The following is a 20548-nucleotide window of genomic DNA, read 5'->3' as shown; positions in this document are numbered from 1 at the left end:
TAGAGCGTAAGAAAGAGGAAAGCGGAGGTGAAACAACAATGGAATTTGACACGATAACAGCGATCTCCACTCCTATGGGAGAAGGAGCAATCGCGATTGTTCGTTTGAGCGGACCTGACGCAGTTGCCATTGCGGATAATGTATATAGTGGGACAAAACGTCTCTCTGAAGTTGATACACACACGATTCATTACGGAAAATTGATCGATCCGAAACTCGATCAAGCGGTAGAAGAAGTAATGATCAGCGTGATGCGTGCACCACGAACGTTCACGCGGGAAGATGTTGTTGAGATCAACTGTCATGGAGGATTAGTTTCTGTAAATAGAGTTCTTCAATTGATTCTTCAGCAGGGAGCGCGCTTAGCGGAACCAGGAGAATTTACGAAGCGAGCATTCTTAAATGGGAGGATCGATCTTTCTCAAGCGGAAGCAGTCATGGATTTGATCCGCGCGAAGACAGACCGTGCGATGAACGTTGCCCTCAACCAGATGGAAGGCCGTTTATCATCACTCGTTATGCGTCTTAGACAAACATTATTAGAAACAATCGCACATGTAGAAGTAAACATCGATTATCCAGAGTATGACGCGGAAGAAATGACTCATTCTCTGTTGAATAACAACCTTCTCACTGTAAAAAAAGAAGTAGAATCAATTTTACAAACCGCAAGCCAAGGTAAGATCCTTCGCGAAGGATTGTCTACAGCGATCATCGGAAGACCGAATGTAGGAAAGTCATCTCTTATGAATGCACTCGTTCATGAGAATAAAGCGATCGTTACGGATATAGCCGGAACGACACGTGACGTTATCGAAGAGTACGTGAACGTTAGAGGCGTTCCGTTACGATTAGTTGATACAGCAGGAATTCGTGAGACAGAAGACATCGTGGAAAAGATCGGTGTTGAAAAATCACGTAAAGTATTAAAAGAAGCAGATCTCATTCTGCTTGTTATCAACGGGAACGAAGTGCTCTCACTTGAAGATGAGAATCTGTTCCGTGCTGCTGCCGGACTAGATAAGATCGTTATTATTAATAAAACAGATCTTGAAATGAAAGTAGACATGGACAGAATCAAGGAACTTGCAGAGAATTCACCTGTTATCTCAACCTCTTTAGTAAAAGAAGAGGGAATCGATGAACTAGAACAAGCGATCGCAAACCTGTTCTTTGCAGGCGGAATCGAAGCGCAAGACTTAACATACGTATCCAACTCTAGGCACATCGCACTTCTGCAGCAGACGATTCATCATATCGATGAAGCACTCGGCGGTATTGAAGCGGATCTACCTATTGATATGGTACAGATCGATATAACAAGAGCTTGGGAGATACTCGGAGAAATCGTAGGAGACACCGTATCGGAAAGTCTGATCGACCAATTGTTCTCACAATTCTGTTTAGGAAAATAAAAAAAGGAGGTAAAAACGATGGGATATAAAGCAGATACGTTTGATGTGATCGTAGTCGGTGCTGGACATGCCGGTGTTGAAGCAGCACTTGCTTCTGCACGTATGGGCGCTAAAACATTATGTTTAACACTGAACCTCGATACAGTTGCCTATATGCCGTGTAATCCGTCAGTAGGCGGACCGGCTAAAGGGATCGTCGTTCGTGAAGTTGACGCACTTGGCGGAGAGATGGCGCGCAATATCGACAAAACACATATTCAAATGCGTATGCTAAACACAGGTAAAGGGCCAGCGGTACGTGCGCTGCGTGCGCAAGCAGATAAATATCTGTATCAGCATGAAATGAAGAAAACGATGGAAAACACAGAAAACCTTACGTTGCGTCAAGGGATGGTAGAGCGTCTGATCATCGAAGACGGTGAATGTAGAGGGGTTATCACAAAAACCGGAGCGGAATATGCGGCAAAAGCGGTAGTACTTACAACAGGAACGTACTTAAGAGGGAAGATCATCATCGGAGAGCTTGCTTATGAGAGCGGCCCGAACAACATGGCTCCTTCAATCAACTTGTCTTATCATCTGCAAGAGCTAGGCTTTGATATGGTGCGTTTCAAAACAGGAACACCACCGCGTGTTAACAGCAAGACGATTGATTATTCAAAAACTGAAATTCAGCCTGGTGACGATGTACCTCGTGCTTTTTCTTATGAAACAACAGAGTACATCACAGATCAGCTTCCTTGCTGGCTAACGTATACAGGAGAAGAAACGCATCAGTTGATCAACGGAAACCTTCATCGCTCACCGATGTATTCAGGAATGATCGAAGGTACAGGACCAAGATATTGTCCGTCAATCGAGGATAAAATCGTACGGTTCAATGATAAGCCAAGACATCAGATCTTCTTAGAACCAGAAGGACGCAACACGGAAGAAGTATACGTTCAAGGCCTTTCTACGAGTCTTCCTGAAGATGTGCAGAAACGAATTTTAGCAACGATTCCTGGTCTTGAAAAAGCAGAGCTGATGCGTGCAGGATATGCGATTGAGTATGATGCGATCGTTCCAACACAGCTTTGGCCATCTCTTGAGACGAAGCGAGTGAACGGTCTATTTACAGCAGGACAGCTGAACGGAACGAGCGGATATGAAGAAGCAGCAGGTCAAGGACTTATGGCGGGAATCAACGCTGCGTTAAAAGTTCAAGATAAAGAGCCTCTTGTGCTTAATCGTTCAGAAGCGTACATCGGAGTCTTAATCGACGACTTGATCACAAAAGGAACGAACGAACCTTATCGCCTTTTAACATCGCGTGCAGAGTACCGTTTATTGTTAAGACATGATAACGCAGATCTGCGCTTAACGAAAAAAGGTCATGAAATCGGACTGATACCAGAAGATCGTTACGAACGCTTTGAAGAGAAGAAAGCATTAATTGCGCAGGAAATAGACCGACTTGAGCATGTTTCGATCAAACCGATTGAAATCGTGCAGCAAGTCCTTGCAGAGTCACAATCGACTCCATTAAAAGAACCAATGTCAGCTGCAAGCTTGTTAAAGCGCCCTGAGATCACATATCCGGTCATTCATAAACTCGTACCAGCTGAAACAGCATTACCAGAGACGGTGATGGAGCAGGTTGAGATTCAGGTGAAATATGCAGGATATATCGATAAACAGCTCGCACAAGTTGAAAAGATGCGTAAGATGGAAAACAAAAAGCTGCCTGTTGATCTTGATTACATGGCAATCAACGGACTAGCTACAGAAGCCAAACAAAAACTTCACGAAGTTCGGCCTCTTTCTGTCGGGCAGGCATCACGTGTATCAGGGGTAAACCCAGCAGATATCTCGATTCTGTTGATCTATCTCGAACAAGGTAAACTGGCGAAGATCGCCCGTTGAGGGGGAACGTGAAAATCATGAATATCGAATTGTTTCAAACTTCCTTAAAAGAAAAGGGAGTCGAATTATCTGAAAAGCAGCTTTCACAGTTTGAAACGTATTATAACCTGCTCGTTGAGTGGAACGAAAAAATGAATCTTACAGCGATCACAGAAAAAGAAGAAGTGTATTTGAAACACTTTTATGATTCTGTGACAGCAGGTTTTTATTTTGATTTCAATCAAAACATCACGGTGTGCGATGTTGGGGCTGGAGCAGGATTCCCAGCCATACCACTGAAGATCGCGTTTCCAGAGATTAAGCTAACAGTCGTTGATTCTTTGAATAAACGCATCGGATTTTTGCAGCACGTAGTAGATGAACTTGGTTTAGACGATGTTTCTCTGTATCATGACCGTGCAGAAACATTTGCTCACCGTCCAGAGTTTAGACAGACGTTCGATCTTGTGACGGCTCGTGCGGTTGCTAGACTATCTGTTCTATCAGAACTTTGTTTGCCACTCGTTAAAATTGGTGGACACTTCTTAGGAATGAAAGGTGCTAACCTTCCTGAAGAAGTGAGAGACGGAGAAAAAGCAGTCAAACTTTTAGGCGGCAGAGTAAAAGATATTCATTCGTTCGTATTGCCGATCGAAGAGAGCGAACGCAATATCATTGTGATTGATAAAGTAAAGGAAACACCAAAGAAATTTCCTCGTAAGCCAGGAACGCCAAACAAATCTCCTATTTCATAATCTGATGCTGTGTTTCTGAGTGAAACACAGCTGTTACATAAAAGAAAGATTTTTACAGACTTGCAGGATTATTGAACTAGAGAGAAGAATTAGTTAACAGGCAGATTACAAAAGGTGGTGTATTCGCATGAAGCATCCTTTTTCACGTTTATTCGGCATCGGCGAAAAGAGCCAGCAAACCTTAGATCCAGAACCAGCTGAAAAAAACGACAACGAAGAAGTACTTCAACTTCCGGTTCAAAGAATCATACCAAACCGGTTTCAGCCTCGTACGGTTTTTATAGATGAACGAATCGAAGAGTTATCACAGACGATTGAAGCTCACGGAATCATTCAGCCCATCGTTGTTCGAGGTATTGGCGACGACAAATACGAGCTGATCGCGGGCGAGCGCAGGTGGCGTGCTGTCCAAAAGCTCGGGTGGGATAAGATTCCTGCGATCATTAAAGAGATGGACGACTCGCAAACGGCTTCTGTAGCACTTATCGAGAACCTTCAGCGAGAAGAGTTAACCGCTATTGAAGAAGCGATGGCATATGCTAAGCTTCTAGAATTGCACGGACTTACACAAGAAGGCCTTGCTCAAAAGTTAGGTAAAGGTCAGTCTACGATCGCGAACAAGCTGCGTCTGTTAAAGCTTCCGCAGTCTATTCAAGATGCCCTTTTGCAGAAAAAAGTGACAGAACGTCATGCTCGAGCATTGATCGTTTTGAAATCTCCTGAAAAGATGGAGGCTGTTCTTCAAGAGATCATCGAAAAACAATTGAACGTGAAGCAAACTGAAGAACGTGTAAAACGAATGATCGAATCTGAAACAGCAGAAAAGAAACCTCAGTCACGCCGTAAATCGTATAGCAAAGATATGCGACTAGCGATCAATACGGTAAGACAATCGGTAGATATGGTCGTGCAAAGCGGACTATCGATCGATACAGAAGAAGAAGAGCATGAGGAGTTCTATCAGTTCACGATTCGTATTCCGAAGAAATAAAAAGATAAGGCCATCAGCTTGAATGGGAGCTGGTGGTTTTTTTTGTTGGTTTGGCGTGCGTGGGGGTATCTGGTAGTCAGCCATTGTCGATTGATGTAGACTCGCGGATAAATAGCTAGAATTCGCGGGATTATCGCCAAAACTCGCGGGAATAAGTCGGATATTTCCGGAATCCATGCAAGAATTTCAGGGATTCTTTGGTGAAATACCCCGCTCCGTATAAGTGATAATCAGCTTCAGAACCCTAAAAAGCCACTTCTTTAACTTTTTCCTACTTAAATTCCTGCAGTGGCCGGATTTTAGAATCAATAAGTAGAAAACCCAACAAAATAAATCCTTCTTTTTCTATAATTCCGTACGTCATTTTATTTTCTTCATGATAGAATAATAGATAATGAATGTTTTTAAGTGAGGTAGGTGACAACGTGGCCAAGACCATTGCAGTAGCCAACCAGAAAGGCGGAGTCGGAAAAACGACTACGTCGGTCAACCTTGGTGCATGCTTAGCATATTTCGGTAAAAAAGTATTGCTCGTAGACATAGATCCTCAAGGGAACGCAACAAGCGGAGTGGGTGTAGATAAAGGGGATATCGACCAATGTATCTACAACGTTCTCGTAGAGGATGTAGAAGTAAAAGATGTGATCGTCGAGACCATCTGTGAAGGTTTGCATATTCTCCCGTCGACGATACAGCTTGCTGGAGCTGAGATCGAACTCGTACCCACAATCTCTCGAGAAGTTCGGTTAAAAAGAGCGTTAGAAAAGGTAAGTTCCAATTATGATTTTATTATTATTGATTGTCCGCCATCATTAGGACTGCTTACGATCAACTCATTAACAGCTTCTGACTCAGTCATCATACCTGTTCAGTGCGAGTATTACGCGCTAGAGGGTTTAAGTCAGCTTTTAAACACAGTACGACTTGTACAAAAACATTTAAATACTGATCTGATGATTGATGGTGTGCTGCTTACCATGCTGGATGCACGTACAAACTTAGGTATTCAAGTCATTGAAGAAGTAAAAAAATATTTTCAAGATAAAGTGTATGAAACCATCATACCAAGAAACGTTAGACTATCTGAAGCGCCGAGTCACGGGAAACCGATCATCATCTATGATCCGAAATCCCGAGGTGCTGATGTTTATTTAGATTTTGCGAAGGAAGTGATCGGCATTGGTGAAAGGGTTAGGTAAAGGGCTGCATGCCTTCTTTCCTCCAACAGAAGCAGGGGAAGAAGAGCAGATCAAAGAAGTCAGTATATCAGAGCTAAGGCCAAATCCGTATCAGCCCCGAAAAGTGTTTGACCAAAAAGCCATTGAAGAACTAAAAGAGTCCATTATTGAACATGGCATTCTACAACCCATTGTTGTGCGAAAAAGTATTAAAGGGTTTGAAATCGTTCTAGGAGAAAGACGGTTCCGCGCAGCTTCAGAAGCGGGATTAAAAGTTATCCCTGTAATCGTAAAAGATTATGACGAACAAAAAATGATGGAAGTTGCTCTTATTGAGAACCTCCAGCGTGAAGATCTCAATCCTGTTGAAGAGGCTCAAGCGTATCAGAAGCTGATGGAACACTTAAAACTGACGCAAGAAGAGTTAGCTACTCGTGTTGGAAAGAGTCGTCCTCACATCGCAAACCATATTCGTTTGCTTCAGCTTCCAAAACCTGTTCTTGAACTCTTATCCAACGGACAAATATCAATGGGACATGGACGAGCATTGCTGGGTCTTAAGAAGAAGACGAAGATGCAGCTTGTCGTTGACCGGGTAATGAATGAAAACTTAAACGTGAGACAGCTTGAGAAGTTGATCTCTGATATTAATATGAATGTTTCACGTGGAACAAAGAAAAAAACCGTCCCAGCGAACGTTTTCTTTCAAGAAAAAGAATCTTCTTTACGCGATCGTTTTGGCACTTCAGTTTCGATTAAGAAATCAAAACGAAAAGGAAAGATTGAGATCGAATTCTTTTCACAAGATGATCTGGAACGCATTTTAGAACTGTTAGAAAAGTAAGCAGAAAACCATCGCTGAGGTGGTTTTCTTTTTTGCTATTTCTTTAATCGTTTTGATTAACAGCTTCTGAATTTGTATTTTGAAAGGCATCATTGTCAAGTTGATTGGAGTGCAAGATGCGAGACTCCTGCGGAAAGGGAGCGTCTGGAACAGAGATTAACCACTTTCAAAGCTAAAGTATAAACGAAAGTAAGCATCTTGAATCTAGCTCATTAAATGGTTAGTGAAGACCTGCTTTAGATAGGAGAGCATAAAAAAATGTCACTGTTAGGAACGATAGTTAACGGTATTGCAATTATTGCAGGAAGCTTTTTAGGGTTATTTTGGACGAATATTTCTGATCGGTACAAAGATACGATCTTACAAGCGATGGCATTAGCGGTTACGATCTTGGGAATCGGAATGGGGCTGAAGAGCGAGCAGTTCTTAATCGTGATCGCTAGCTTGGCGATCGGCGGTGCTCTCGGTGAGTGGTGGAATCTTGAAGAGAGATTGAACGCGATCGGAAAGTGGCTTGAGACGAAGGTCGGAAAACAAGATAAGGGATCGGTTGCTACCGGCTTTGTAACGGCTACGCTTGTGTTTGTTGTAGGAGCGATGTCGATCGTGGGTGCTCTTGATAGCGGTCTTAGACAACAGCATGATGTTCTTTATACAAAAGCGCTGATCGATGGATTCTGTGCGATCCTGTTTACTTCAACACTCGGCATCGGTGTCATGTTTTCTGCTATACCTGTCGTTTTATATCAAGGAATAATCGCCTTGATGGCCACACAGATCGATCGCTTCGTTTCTCAAGAATTGATGGATGCCCTAATTGTAGAGATAACAGGTACGGGTGGAATCATGATCGTAGCGATCGGACTTAATTTACTTGGAATAGCTAAGATTCGTGTTGCAAACCTTCTGCCGGGATTGCTCATCGCAACGATCTTAGTGTGTATCGTTGAAAAATGGGAAAGCATTCTAGCGTTCTCAGAAGGATTGATGTAAATAAAAAAGCCGCTTCTATATTAATCCTAGAAGCGGCTTTTGCTATTGAATTTTATAAATGTCTTGTGGACGAGAGTCAGTGCTTGTCATCATGTTTTTTTGTTGAATCTTTTTACGTAAACAAGCCATATGAAGAGAATCAGCGATGAGTTCAGCCATCTTCATCACAATGCTGAGCCGTGTGTTTTGAAGGACAAAGTACTCCATAAACCCACTGACGTTTACGATGCCTGTAATATGCATATCGCCAACAGGTGGCAGCTGTTTGTTAACGCCGGCCCCTGGTTTAACAGGTCCATCGTTGATTGAAACCATGCCAACGTGGTTTAATCGACCTAAGCAAGCGTCGATTCCTATAACAAAAGCACCTGGATGCTCGGTCGCGATCATCTTAAGCTTTTCTTCTAAATTTACCGCATGAACAGGATCATCTAGTGTGCCATAAACAAAGAATGGGAATGTATCTTTGTTGTGCAGCTTTGTACCAACTAGAGGGCCTAATGCATCGCCTGTCGATCTGTCAGTTCCTATACAGACAACGACAACTGGCTGATGAGCTTCCGGAAGCATAGGTAATATTTGTTCGGTGATTCTGAGCATCGCTTCCTTGTCTTCGTGGTGCAATTTATATTGAATGGGTTTCCCTAATCCCAGCTTCCGTTTGAGGAACATGACATCCTCTCCTTTATAATGGTTCTACTAGTATACGGAAGAAATCCTTTTCTTATACATGGTAGAATACAATAATCACAGACTTTTGTTTAAAGTCTATACCCGTTTCCTCTGCACTCGTAACTCTAGAAGTTTTTCTTAAAAGCAGATCACAGATTTACATTTGATATTCTCGGCAAAAGCTGATTAAATAATTTCATAATCAAAGAGAGGAAGATGACCATTGGCAGGTGCGAATTTACCGGAAACTGCAGAAAAAGCCGTCACGATTTTTTCCGATAAAGAATGGTGGACAGGCATTGCAACTACGAGCTTAAAGATCGTAGGAATCATACTGCTCGCTATTATTTTCAAATACATCGTAAAAGCAGCGATCGCTAATGTATTTAAAGTTCGACTGAAATCTCCTCTTCGTTTAAGTGAGAGAAGAGAGAACACCCTGTTTAGACTGTTAGATAATGTTGCTTCTTATGTTATTTATTTTGTAGCGATCTTAACCATCTTAACGGAGTTCGGTGTAGATATTAAAGCCATTCTTGCCGGTGCTGGAGTGGTTGGTCTAGCGATTGGTTTCGGTGCCCAAAGTCTTGTGAAGGATATCATTACAGGCTTTTTCATCATCTTCGAAAATCAGTTCTCTGTTGGAGACACGGTACGAATCACAAACTTTGAAGGAACCGTTGAAGAAATCGGATTAAGAACAACAAAAATTAAAAGCTGGACAGGAGAATTACATATCCTGCCGAATTCGTCTATCACAGAAGTTACGAATTTTTCTGTTCATAACAGCATTGCGGTCGTTGACTTGAGCATTGCTTATGAAGAGGATATCGATAAAGCTCAAACAATTATTCAAGAAGTTGTGAAGAATGCTAAGCCGAACTATCCTGAGATGGTAAAAGAACCAGAAGTATTAGGGGTGCAGATGCTCGGTGCATCAGAAGTTGTAATCCGTGTTACGGCAGAGGTCCTTCCGATGACACACTTCAAGATCGCTCGTGAACTTCGTAAAACATTAAAACATGAGCTTGAAGTAGCGGGGATCGAAATTCCATATCCAAAAATGGTCACGTATCAAAAAGAAACTTTACCAAAAGAACATAAATAAGGGAGAGCTGATTATGCAGCAAAAAGAATTTCAACTTCACGATGAAGTAGAAATGAAAAAACAGCATCCATGTGGAACGAATCGTTGGAAAGTCATTCGAATGGGTGCTGATATCAGGATTAAGTGCATGGGATGTCAGCATAGCGTGATGCTGCCGAGAGCTGAGTTCGCTAAGAAAATAAAAAAAGTTCTAGCATCTCCTGGCGAGTAACCGTTCCTGTTTCACGTGAAACAAAAAACACGTCTTGAAATTTAAAAAAATGATTAAACGTTTGAGCCGGGTTACACGACCCGGTTCTTCTTGTTTTTTAAGATGATAAAACCTATAATTGGGAAGGATATTTTTTTATTAAATGAAAAGCCTTAGGTTTCTAAGCTTTATATAAAACAGAGGAGTGAATGAACAGTGGCTCTTACAACTGGAATCGTTGGTTTGCCGAACGTTGGTAAATCTACATTGTTTAATGCTATTACACAAGCGGGTGCTGAATCTGCTAACTATCCGTTCTGTACGATCGATCCGAACGTTGGAATCGTTGAAGTTCCTGACCACCGTCTTCAAAAATTAACAGAGATGGTACAGCCGAAAAAAGTAGTACCTACAACTTTTGAATTCACAGATATCGCTGGAATCGTAAAAGGTGCGAGTAAAGGAGAAGGTTTAGGAAATAAATTCTTATCTCACATCCGTCAAACAGACGCGATCCTTCAAGTTGTTCGTTGTTTTGATGATGAAAACATCACGCACGTACACGGAAAAGTGAATCCGATCGATGATATTGAAGTTATCAACCTGGAGCTTATCTTTGCTGATCTAGAGTCTATCGACAAGCGTGTTGCACGTGTTGAAAAGCTAGCAAAGTCTAAAGACAAAGAAGCTGTAGCGGAGTTTGCTGTTCTTTCAAAGATCAAAGAAGCTCTTATGCAAGAACTTCCGGCACGTAGTGTTGATCTGACGCCTGAAGAGAAGAAGATCGTTCACACGATGCACCTTCTTACAATGAAACCAATTCTTTACGTTGCTAACGTAAGCGAAGATGAACTTTTAGAAGGAACGAACGAGCATGTTGAAGCAGTTAAAGAATATGCTGAACGTGAAAATGCAGAAGTTATCGTAATCTGTGCAAAAGTGGAAGAAGAAATCGCTGAGCTTGATGGCGACGAAAAGATGGCATTCTTAGGTGAACTTGGTATCGAAGAAGCGGGTCTTGATAAATTGATCCGTGCTTCATATTCACTTCTAGGACTAGCTACTTATTTTACAGCGGGTGTTCAAGAAGTACGCGCTTGGACGTTCCGTAAAGGCATGAAGGCTCCTGCTTGTGCGGGAATCATTCACACGGATTTTGAAAGAGGATTTATCCGTGCAGAAATCGTAGCTTATGATGATCTGATGGCGGCGGGGAATATGGCAGCTGCTAAAGAAAAAGGTAAGGTTCGTCTTGAAGGTAAGGAATATGAGATGAAAGATGGAGATGTTGTTCATTTCCGTTTTAATGTTTAATTAAAACTTTTGTGCTCTTGAGAGCAGTTGATTTCCGTTCCAGGTGCTTCGCTTTCCGCGGGGCGACCGGTGAGCCCCTTGCCGCTTCGCGCCCTTAAGGGTCTCACCTGACCGCTCGTCCCGCAGGAGTCTTGCACCTTACACTCCAATCAACTTGTCACAGGAGTTTTTAGTAAAACGAATATAGACACTCTTTTGGAGACAAAACCAAAATAGATAAAAACGTAGGAAAAGCAATCGCTTTTCCTCTTTTTTATGCTTTCTTTTAAGAGGTGCTTGTTTTATACAGGATGTTTTGATATAATTCTTTATTGTGAGTTAATTGTCAACAAATATTGTTATGATGATTTTCTCCTTGCCCTTAAATATTTGTTTTGGGCCGCTTAGACCAAAAGGAGGTGAACGGAATGAAAAAGTACGAAATTATGTACATCGTCCGTCCGAATATCGAAGAGGAAGCTCTTAAGGCAACTAAAGAGCGTGCGAAAAGCATCCTAACTGACAACGGTGCGGAGATCGCGAACGAAAAGGAAATGGGTAAAAAGCGTTTAGCTTACGAAATCAATGACTTCCGCGATGGATATTACACGCTATTGGAAGTTAACGCTCCAAACGAAGCGATTAATGAATTCGACCGTCTTATGAAGATCAACGAAGATGTTCTTCGTTTCATGACAATCGTAGACGAAAGAAATTAATCCTTTAAGGAGTGGTTCTGAATGCTAAATCGAGTAGTACTGGTGGGACGTTTAACAAAAGACCCAGAATTAAAGTACACTCCAAACGGTGTGGCTGTTGCTAACTTCACACTTGCTGTCAATCGACCTTTTTCGAATCAGCAAGGTGAGCGCGAAGCAGATTTCATTAACTGTGTCGTATGGCGTAAGCCCGCTGAAAATGTAGCGAACTTCTTGAAAAAGGGATCGCTTGCAGGAGTGGATGGACGTTTGCAAACTCGTTCTTACGAGAACCAGCAGGGTCAAAGAGTGTATGTTACTGAAGTAATGGCAGAAAGTGTTCAATTCCTTGAACCTAAAAACGCTAATGCTGGAGGCCAGCAATATCAAGGCAACAGCAACAACTTTGGTGGACCATCAAATGACCGCGGATTTGGGCAGCAAAATCAGAACCGCAGCTATGGAAGTGACAACGGCTTTGGAGGACAGCAACAACAGCAGAATCCAAAACGTAATAACTTCAACGATGACCCGTTTGCAAATGATGGCACGCCGATCGACATCTCTGATGACGATTTGCCATTTTAAACTAACGTAAACTATGAATCGGAATATATAAAAATAAAACTAAAGGAGGGGACCAACTATGGCTGGACGTCGTGGTGGACGCCAAAAGCGTCGTAAGGTTTGTTTCTTCACTGTAAACAAAATCACTTACATTGACTACAAGGACACTGATCTTTTAAAGCGTTTCGTTTCTGAGCGCGGAAAGATTCTTCCTCGTCGTGTAACTGGTACATCTGCTAAATATCAACGTCAATTGACTCGTGCGATCAAACGCTCTCGTCACATGGCATTGTTACCATATGTATCTGAATAAGATCGTTTAAAAAGCGCAACTGGGTTTTCCTGGTTGCGTTTTTTTGTGTTCAAAGATAGGAGTGGGAGTCGACTTTTGTCGAGGATTGTAGACTCGCGGATAAATGGCTAAAACTCGTGGATAAACAGCTAAAACTTTAGGATTCAGGCATGAAATTTGTGGATTGGAGCTCAAAACTTTTGGATTCCTCTTCATGTCCCTTGAAAAATCGGCTGCGAAATGACTGAACCCCCTGTATTGAATCACCGTAGTAGCTTTCAAGACTACCCCAATCACTGTTTCACACATAATCTCCCTAAAAACAGGTGTATTCCTCCTAATTTCGACCCATTACACAACAACCTTCCATAATTTGTTTACTTCTCTTCAAGTACGTCTATGCTAGAATTATCGTTTAAGTTGAATTACGGCGGTTATGTCACTACAATTAGAACATATGAAGAATTTTATGAGGTGAATCATGCGCAATACTAAAGTATTGGTGGAAGGTGCCGTTGTTTCGGGCATTTATACGCTTCTTTTTTTGATCAGTATGTACATACCGTTATTTAGCTTGGTCTCGTTATTTATTTTGCCGCTTCCGTTTATCATCTACTTATACCGGCAAGATCTTAAAGCGGGATTACTCCTATGGGCGGTCACATTTGGTGTGTCGTTAGCATTTGCGGGGCTTAACGGTATCATTGTTACCCTCTTTGCTGGTTTGACCGGAATCGTGATGGGGGAACTTTATAGAAGAAAAAAACCCGCGTTTGCTGTAATTCTTGGGGCGAGTCTGTCGAACATCGTGAACATGTTAGGAACGCTTGCTATCGCTCAAGTATTCATGGGCATCAATTTTGTAAAAGAATTAGAGACTCAGTTTCAAAGTGCGATAGGCACAGCAGAAGACTTGTATAAATCGGGGGGACAAGATCCTTCTCAGATTGAAAAATTTAAAGAGCAGGCAGAATTGATCCCGATGATGCTTCCGACATATATTATCGGAGGAGCTGTGATTCTTGCCTTCTTAACACATATTGCAGCAAGAATGCTGATGAAAAGAATGCGTTATGATGTTCCGTCGTTCCCTCCGTTTCGTGAGTGGAACCTGCCAAAATCATTTTTGTGGTATTATATTATAGCGATTGTTTTAACATTCAGTATGCCTGAAAAGGGTACGTCTTTATATATTGTGACGATAAATTTGTATATGATATTATCGTTTGTACTTATATTACAAGGTTTCACAGTTATTTTTTATTATGCCTGGATAAAGAATTGGAAGAGAAAAAGAATCATATTGTTGATTATACTCTTGTTTTTGCTGAACTCTTTCCTGCCGATTCCTCTGGAAGTCGTTAAATTCTTAGGTATAATTGATTTAGGGTTTATGATCAAAAAACGGTTGAAACCAAAACAGTAGGAGCTGAAAGTATGCCAAAGTTTTTACTAAAACGGTGGCATGGTTATCCCGTCATCGCTTTATTTGTAACTTCTGTTGTTCTGGTAAGTATCATCACGTATTTTCATTGGATGATTGGAATGGCAGGCTTCGTGCTGCTCGGTGGTTTGTTTTATTATGCCATGAAAGCCGAAGCTAGTTTTCAGGAGGAGCTGGGCGATTATATTTCGACGCTTTCTCACCGCTTGAAGAAGGTCGGAGAAGAAGCGTTGATGGAAATGCCGATCGGGATTATTTTGTATGATGAGGATTTTAAGATCGAATGGGCCAATCCTTACATGGGAGCCCTTATTGAAGAAGAGTCCTTTATCGGCCATTCTCTAAACCATGTTTCAGAAGAACTGATTCCTCATATCAAGAGTGATGCGAAGGAAGAAGTTATTAAGATTAACACACATAGATTTCAAGTGAACTTCAAAAAAGAAGATAGACTGCTTTACTTTTTTGATGTGACCGAGCAGTTAGATCTTGAACGTTTGTATGATGAAGAACAAACGGTCATGGCGATTATCTATCTTGATAACTATGAAGAAGTAACGCAAGGACTAGATGACCAGTTTCGATCAACGATCAACTCAAAAGTTACGTCTGTGTTGAATGAATGGGCGAACGTACATGGCATCTTCCTTAAACGAACGTCTTCTGAGCGGTTTTTAGCTGTATTCAACCAGCGTATTCTCTATGAGTTGGAGAAAAATAAATTCAGCGTACTAGATGAGGTTAGAGAGTCTACAGCTAAGCAGAATATCTCTCTTACGCTCAGTATTGGGGTTGCAGCTGGAACATCGTCACTGCCTGAGCTTGGACAGCTATCTCAATCGAGTCTGGATCTTGCTCTTGGACGCGGAGGCGACCAAGTTGCGATCAAACAAACGAACGGAAAAGTACGTTTCTATGGAGGGAAAACAAATCCTGTTGAGAAACGTACCCGCGTACGTGCCCGCGTCATCTCACATGCTTTGAGTGAATTGGTGGCAGATAGTGATAAGGTCATCATCATGGGGCATAAGAATCCTGATATGGACTCAATCGGTTCTGCGATCGGGATCTTGAAGGTCGCACAAGTGAATGGAAAAGATGGATATATCGTACTCGATCAAGCGAATATCGACATTGGCGTTCAGCGCTTGATGGATGAGCTTAAAGAAACAGAATCGATCTGGAAGTTTTTCATCTCGCCTGAGGAAGCACTTGAGCTTGCATCGCGCGACACGCTTCTAGTAGTAGTGGATACACATAAACCGACGATGGTTATTGAAGAGAAGCTGTTATCTAAGCTTGATCATGTTGTGGTCATCGATCATCATCGTCGTGGCGAAGATTTCATTAAAGATCCGGTGCTTGTGTACATGGAGCCTTATGCTTCATCTACAGCAGAGCTCGTGACCGAACTTCTCGAATATCAGCCGAAAAGACTGAAGATGCGTATGCTTGAAGCAACGGCCCTTCTTGCAGGTATTATTGTTGATACGAAGAGTTTTACCCTCAGAACAGGTTCTCGTACGTTTGATGCAGCATCTTATTTAAGGGCGCATGGCGCAGATACGATTCTTGTTCAAAAGTTCTTAAAAGAAGATTTAAACACGTATACGAGACGTTCCAAACTCATTGAGAGTGCGGATGTTTATAAAAAAGGCATCGTTATTGCCAAGAGCTCTCCTGAGGATGCGTACAATCAAGTAGTCATCGCTCAGGCAGCAGATATACTATTAACGATGAACGGCATTCAAGCATCCTTTGTTATTGCAAATCGCATTGACGGCAAAGTAAGCATCAGTGCTCGTTCACTTGGGGACATCAACGTGCAGATGATCATGGAGAGACTGGAAGGCGGAGGACATCTTACAAACGCTGCCTGCCAGATTGAGAACAGCTCGATTGATGAAGCGGAAAAACACTTAAAGCTAATCATTGATGAGTATATTGAAGGGGGAGAAGAGGAATGAAAGTAATTTTTCTTCAAGATGTAAAAGGTAAAGGTAAAAAAGGCGAGATTAAGAACGTTTCTGAAGGATATGCACGCAACTTCTTATTTCCAAAAAACCTAGCTTCAGAAGCTACATCTGGCGCGATGGCGACACTTCAAGGTCAACAAAAGAGCGAAGAGAAGAAACAACAAGCTCAATTAGAAGAGGCTGAAGCATTAAAAGCAAAGCTTGCTGAGATGACCGTTACAATCAAAACGAAGACTGGTGAAGGTGGCCGCGTTTTCGGTTCTGTGACAAGTAAACAGATCGCTGATGGCTTGAAAGAGCAAGGGATTAAGATCGATAAGCGTAAGATCGAGCTTACTGAGCCGATTAAAGCACTTGGGTATACGAATGTTTCGATCAAGGTTCATCAACAAGTTACGGCAACTGTAAAAGTACACGTAACAGAAGAATAAAAGAGCCGGGTTTTTCCCGGTTTTTTTGTGGGGTTTTGAAAGTAGTTGATCTCCGCTCCAGGTTGCTCGCTTTCCGCGGGGCAATCGGTGAGCCACTTGCCGCTATGCGCCATTAAGTGTCTCACCTGACCGCTTGTCCCGCAGGAGTCTCGCACCTTGCGCTCCAATCAACTTGTCAAAGAAGAAAAAGCAAAAAGATAAAAACAAAAACTTTATTATAGCTAAACCGTTAAAATCGAAAAGTAAAGAAAGGAGGAACTACTATGAGTGATTTATTTGCTGACCGTATACCGCCGCAGAATATTGAAGCGGAGCAGGCTGTTCTTGGTGCGATCTTTTTAGAGCCCGAAGCTCTTATAACGGCATCTGAGATCCTGCTTCCGGAAGATTTTTACCGAGCTACTCATCAAAGAATCTATCGCGTGATGCTCGACCTTAACGCAAAAGGCGAGCCGGTCGATCTGATCACGGTTACGTCAGAGCTTCAGGACAAGAACCAGCTGGATGAGGTAGGCGGTTTATCCTTTCTTACAGAGTTGGCGGATAGTTCTCCGACGGCTGCGAACATCGAGTATTACAGCAAGATTGTTGAAGAGAAGTCTCTTCTTCGCCGTTTGATCCGTACAGCGACTGATATTACCGCGAACAGCTATGCGCGTGAAGAAGAAGTAGAGGCAATCCTGAACGAAGCGGAGAAATCGATCCTAGAAGTAGCGAACCGTAAGAACACGAGTGCTTTTACAGCGATTAAGGATGTTTTGGTTCACGCTTACGACAACATTGAAGCTCTTCATAACCGTAAAGGTGATATAACGGGTATTCCGACCGGCTTTAATGACCTGGACCGAATGACGGCTGGGTTTCAGCGGAACGATCTGATCATCGTTGCCGCTCGTCCATCAGTTGGTAAAACCGCGTTTGCTCTGAACATCGCACAAAATGTTGCGACAAAGACAGATGAGAATGTAGCCATATTCAGTCTAGAGATGGGTGCTGAGCAGCTTGTCATGCGTATGCTTTGTGCAGAGGGTAATCTAGATGCACAGCGCCTTCGTACAGGGTCATTGTTACCCGAAGACTGGCAGAAGCTTACGATGGCTATGGGAAGCTTGTCAGCGGCAGGTATCTATATCGATGATACACCGGGTATCCGTATTAACGATATCCGTGCGAAATGTCGTCGTCTGAAGCAGGAGAAAGGCCTAGGAATGATTTTGATCGATTACCTGCAGCTTATTATGGGCAGCGGGAAATCAGGCGAAAACCGCCAGCAGGAGGTTTCTGAGATCTCTCGTTCCCTTAAAGCACTTGCTCGTGAGCTGGAAGTGCCGGTTATCGCCCTTTCACAGTTATCACGTGGTGTTGAATCTCGTCAGGACAAGCGTCCGATGATGTCCGATATTCGTGAGTCAGGTTCCATCGAGCAGGATGCCGATATCGTTGCCTTCTTATATCGTGACGATTACTATGATAAAGAATCAGAAGCGAAGAACATCATCGAGATCATTATAGCTAAGCAGCGTAACGGCCCAACAGGAACGGTAGAGCTCGCTTTCGTAAAAGAATATAACAAGTTCGTTAACCTGGACAGGCGGCACGATGAGAGCGCCATACCGCCAGGAGCATAAAAAAAGCAGCTGGGAATTATTCCGGCTGCTTTTGTATTTCTTTGATCTTATTTTCTGTTAACCACATTTCTATTCTGCTTTTCACTTTATCTTTTTGAAACGTCTGCCATTTCTCATGTAAACCGAACTCAATCACTTTTTCGGTAAAACGTTTGAAAGGCTCATCCTCATTTAGCGCATGCAACAGTTCGTTATTTTGATGAAAGCTCTCAAACTCAACCATCCAGCTGAAGGATTCAATGTTCATCACTTTTGGAATCTCAAGAAATCGCTCAGGTTCTTCCAAATCTAGAAATTCTAGATTTGGAAGACCACCTGGATCGATCGCATCAAGCAATATCGTTTGTTCATTTTTATCTAAATAATAGATGTGGTTTGCTTTTGTATCCATATAAGCCACCATTAATTTATCGATAAGCAAGTAATCGTACCTCCTAAAAAAGGTGAATACTACAGGATACGATAAGGTTTTCGATCTTCTGGCTATAGAAATGTAAAATTATTACGAACGAAAATATAGTTTTTTCTTTTAATGTTCGTGTTTTTAATTGACTTCTATCAGATATATTGCTAAACTAAGCATGGTTTTCAAGATTAGATGATAAATTCGTCAATCGTTAATTTCATGGAGGTGCAACAACCATGTCATCAGTAGTAGTAGTAGGAACACAATGGGGAGATGAAGGAAAAGGTAAGATTACCGATTATCTCTCAGAAAAAGCAGAAGTAGTAGCTCGATACCAAGGTGGTAACAACGCTGGTCATACAATTGTATTTGAAGGAAAGAAGTATAAGCTTCACCTTATTCCATCTGGAATCTTTTATAAAGATAAAATTTGCGTGATCGGAAACGGAATGGTTGTCGATCCGAAAGCAGTTCTTGAAGAACTTGCTTACCTTCACGGGCATGGAGTAAGTACGGATAACCTTCGTATCTCTAACCGTGCACACGTGATTCTTCCTTATCACCTTCGTCAAGATATCTTGGAGGAAGAAAGCAAGGGAGCTAACAAGATCGGCACAACGAAAAAAGGAATCGGTCCTGCATACATGGATAAAGCAGCTCGTATCGGAATTCGTATCGCTGACCTTTTAGATCGTGAAGAATTTGAAGAAAAACTTGAGCGCAATTTAGCGGAAAAGAATCGTTTATTCGAACGCATCTACGAAACAGAAGGTTTCACAAAAGAAGAAATCTTAGATGAGTATTATGAATACGGTCAACAAATTAAAAAATATGTAGTAGATACATCAGTTGTTCTGAATGATGCATTAGACGATGGCCGTCGCGTTCTTTTTGAAGGCGCACAAGGTGTAATGCTTGATATCGACCAAGGAACATATCCATTCGTTACGTCATCGAACCCTATCGCAGGTGGAGTAACAATCGGTTCTGGTGTTGGTCCGTCTAAGATCAACCATGTTGTAGGTGTTTCAAAAGCCTATACAACACGTGTTGGTGATGGTCCTTTCCCAACTGAACTTCATGATGAGATCGGTAACCAAATTCGTGAAGTTGGCCGTGAGTACGGTACAACGACAGGACGTCCGCGCCGTGTAGGTTGGTTTGACGCAGTCGTTGTGCGTCATGCTCGCCGTGTTTCAGGAATCACGGATCTTTCTTTGAACTCAATCGACGTTCTAACAGGTATTGAAACGTTGAAGATCTGTGTAGCCTACAAATATAAAGGTGAACTAACGTATGAGTTCCCAGCGAGCCTTAAAGAGCTTGCTCAATGTGAGCCTGTATTCGAAGAAATGCCAGGCTGGACGGAAGATATTACAGGTGTGAAGGATCTTGGAGAGCTTCCAGAAAACGCGCGTCATTATGTAGAGCGTATCTCGCAAGTAACTGGTATTCCACTTTCTATCTTCTCAGTTGGACCAGATCGTGCACAAACAAACATGGTACGTGGCGTATTCGCTTAAATAATTAGTGGCCCCTTGTTGAAACGAGGGGCTTTATTTTTGATGAATGTGGAAAGCTTTCGTGAGTATTTTTAAGCATTTGAAAGTTTTTTTGAAAAATATATAGAAAACATATTGCCAAAGCTTTTATTACGTGATAAAGTAACACTTGTCGTGAAAAAACGACAAACGTTTAAAAACAAAGCACGAGCCATTAGCTCAGTTGGTAGAGCATCTGACTTTTAATCAGAGGGTCGAAGGTTCGAATCCTTCATGGCTCA

At 42.1% G+C, this 20548-nt stretch carries 20 protein-coding genes and 1 tRNA gene; 19 read left to right on the top strand and 2 right to left on the bottom strand.

Annotation, left to right across the window (positions count from 1 at the left end):
• Positions 1-38: 38 nt before the first annotated feature.
• The 7 genes from mnmE (at position 39) to H9648_RS20075 (ending at position 8060) form a co-directional block, all read left to right on the top strand.
• A complete protein-coding gene (gene mnmE / locus H9648_RS20105; RefSeq protein WP_191755490.1) occupies positions 39-1415 on the top strand; it encodes a tRNA uridine-5-carboxymethylaminomethyl(34) synthesis GTPase MnmE in 1377 nt (458 codons plus the stop codon).
• An 18-nt stretch (positions 1416-1433) separates the two neighbouring features.
• Positions 1434-3320: a tRNA uridine-5-carboxymethylaminomethyl(34) synthesis enzyme MnmG gene (mnmG, locus tag H9648_RS20100; RefSeq protein ID WP_191755489.1), complete on the top strand. Its 1887-nt coding sequence runs from the start codon at positions 1434-1436 to the stop codon at positions 3318-3320.
• Positions 3321-3337: 17 nt separating this feature from the next.
• A complete protein-coding gene (gene rsmG, locus H9648_RS20095; protein WP_191755488.1) occupies positions 3338-4054 on the top strand; it encodes a 16S rRNA (guanine(527)-N(7))-methyltransferase RsmG in 717 nt (238 codons plus the stop codon).
• A 127-nt stretch (positions 4055-4181) separates the two neighbouring features.
• Positions 4182-5045 carry a nucleoid occlusion protein gene (gene noc, locus H9648_RS20090; RefSeq protein ID WP_191755487.1) on the top strand — a complete coding sequence of 288 codons (864 nt, stop codon included), beginning with the start codon at positions 4182-4184 and terminating at the stop codon, positions 5043-5045.
• A gap of 425 nt (positions 5046-5470) precedes the next feature.
• On the top strand, positions 5471-6244 hold the full coding sequence (locus H9648_RS20085; RefSeq protein ID WP_191755486.1) for a ParA family protein: 774 nt from the start codon (positions 5471-5473) through the stop codon (positions 6242-6244).
• Complete coding sequence (locus H9648_RS20080; protein WP_191755485.1) at positions 6225-7067, top strand: ParB/RepB/Spo0J family partition protein; 843 nt, start codon at positions 6225-6227, stop codon at positions 7065-7067. Before H9648_RS20085 ends, H9648_RS20080 begins: the two co-directional genes overlap by 20 nt.
• Positions 7068-7325: 258 nt before the next feature.
• Positions 7326-8060, top strand: a complete 735-nt coding sequence (locus H9648_RS20075) for a DUF554 domain-containing protein (RefSeq protein ID WP_191755484.1) — start codon at positions 7326-7328, stop codon at positions 8058-8060.
• Between the two features lie 42 nt (positions 8061-8102).
• Here the strand turns inward: H9648_RS20075 and yyaC are convergent, their stop codons facing one another.
• Positions 8103-8732, bottom strand: coding sequence for a spore protease YyaC (gene yyaC, locus H9648_RS20070; RefSeq protein WP_191755483.1), 630 nt, complete (start codon positions 8730-8732; stop codon positions 8103-8105).
• A 223-nt stretch (positions 8733-8955) separates the two neighbouring features.
• On the opposite strand from yyaC, the gene H9648_RS20065 reads away from it, so the two are divergent.
• The 10 genes from H9648_RS20065 (at position 8956) to dnaB (ending at position 18359) form a co-directional block, all read left to right on the top strand.
• Positions 8956-9840, top strand: coding sequence for a mechanosensitive ion channel family protein (locus H9648_RS20065; RefSeq protein ID WP_225219022.1), 885 nt, complete (start codon positions 8956-8958; stop codon positions 9838-9840).
• 13 nt (positions 9841-9853) lie between these two features.
• Positions 9854-10051, top strand: a complete 198-nt coding sequence (locus H9648_RS20060; RefSeq protein ID WP_137791311.1) for a DUF951 domain-containing protein — start codon at positions 9854-9856, stop codon at positions 10049-10051.
• A 195-nt stretch (positions 10052-10246) separates the two neighbouring features.
• Entirely contained in the window at positions 10247-11344 is a 1098-nt protein-coding gene (gene ychF / locus H9648_RS20055; protein WP_191755482.1) for a redox-regulated ATPase YchF, read from the top strand.
• Between the two features lie 407 nt (positions 11345-11751).
• Positions 11752-12042, top strand: a complete 291-nt coding sequence (rpsF, locus tag H9648_RS20050; RefSeq protein ID WP_066399533.1) for a 30S ribosomal protein S6 — start codon at positions 11752-11754, stop codon at positions 12040-12042.
• Positions 12043-12063: 21 nt separating this feature from the next.
• Positions 12064-12609 (top strand): single-stranded DNA-binding protein, encoded by a 546-nt coding sequence (ssb, locus tag H9648_RS20045; protein ID WP_066399530.1) that lies wholly within the window; start codon positions 12064-12066, stop codon positions 12607-12609.
• Positions 12610-12667: 58 nt separating this feature from the next.
• Positions 12668-12901, top strand: a complete 234-nt coding sequence (rpsR, locus tag H9648_RS20040; RefSeq protein WP_066399523.1) for a 30S ribosomal protein S18 — start codon at positions 12668-12670, stop codon at positions 12899-12901.
• 460 nt (positions 12902-13361) lie between these two features.
• The gene (locus tag H9648_RS20035; RefSeq protein WP_191755481.1) at positions 13362-14306 is read left to right on the top strand and encodes a YybS family protein; all 945 of its coding nucleotides are present in this window, start codon (positions 13362-13364) and stop codon (positions 14304-14306) included.
• Positions 14307-14317: 11 nt separating this feature from the next.
• Positions 14318-16291 carry a DHH family phosphoesterase gene (locus tag H9648_RS20030; protein ID WP_191755480.1) on the top strand — a complete coding sequence of 658 codons (1974 nt, stop codon included), beginning with the start codon at positions 14318-14320 and terminating at the stop codon, positions 16289-16291.
• Positions 16288-16731, top strand: coding sequence for a 50S ribosomal protein L9 (gene rplI, locus H9648_RS20025; RefSeq protein ID WP_191755479.1), 444 nt, complete (start codon positions 16288-16290; stop codon positions 16729-16731). Before H9648_RS20030 ends, rplI begins: the two co-directional genes overlap by 4 nt.
• Before the next feature lie 263 nt (positions 16732-16994).
• Positions 16995-18359 carry a replicative DNA helicase gene (gene dnaB / locus H9648_RS20020; protein ID WP_137791306.1) on the top strand — a complete coding sequence of 455 codons (1365 nt, stop codon included), beginning with the start codon at positions 16995-16997 and terminating at the stop codon, positions 18357-18359.
• A gap of 16 nt (positions 18360-18375) precedes the next feature.
• Here dnaB and H9648_RS20015 read toward each other — a convergent pair whose 3' ends face one another.
• Positions 18376-18780 (bottom strand): UPF0158 family protein, encoded by a 405-nt coding sequence (locus H9648_RS20015; protein WP_191755478.1) that lies wholly within the window; start codon positions 18778-18780, stop codon positions 18376-18378.
• Positions 18781-19001: 221 nt separating this feature from the next.
• Here H9648_RS20015 and H9648_RS20010 point away from each other — a divergent pair, with 221 nt between their 5' ends.
• Both H9648_RS20010 and H9648_RS20005 read left to right on the top strand, forming a co-directional pair.
• On the top strand, positions 19002-20288 hold the full coding sequence (locus H9648_RS20010; RefSeq protein ID WP_191755477.1) for an adenylosuccinate synthase: 1287 nt from the start codon (positions 19002-19004) through the stop codon (positions 20286-20288).
• A 187-nt stretch (positions 20289-20475) separates the two neighbouring features.
• Positions 20476-20548, top strand: a tRNA-Lys gene (locus H9648_RS20005).

The organism is Fictibacillus norfolkensis (assembly GCF_014836645.1).
Taxonomy (GTDB): Bacteria; Bacillota; Bacilli; order Bacillales; family Fictibacillaceae; genus Fictibacillus; species Fictibacillus norfolkensis.
The sequence above is the reverse complement of the archived record's forward strand: the minus strand, read 5'-3'. Positions and strand labels throughout refer to the sequence as shown.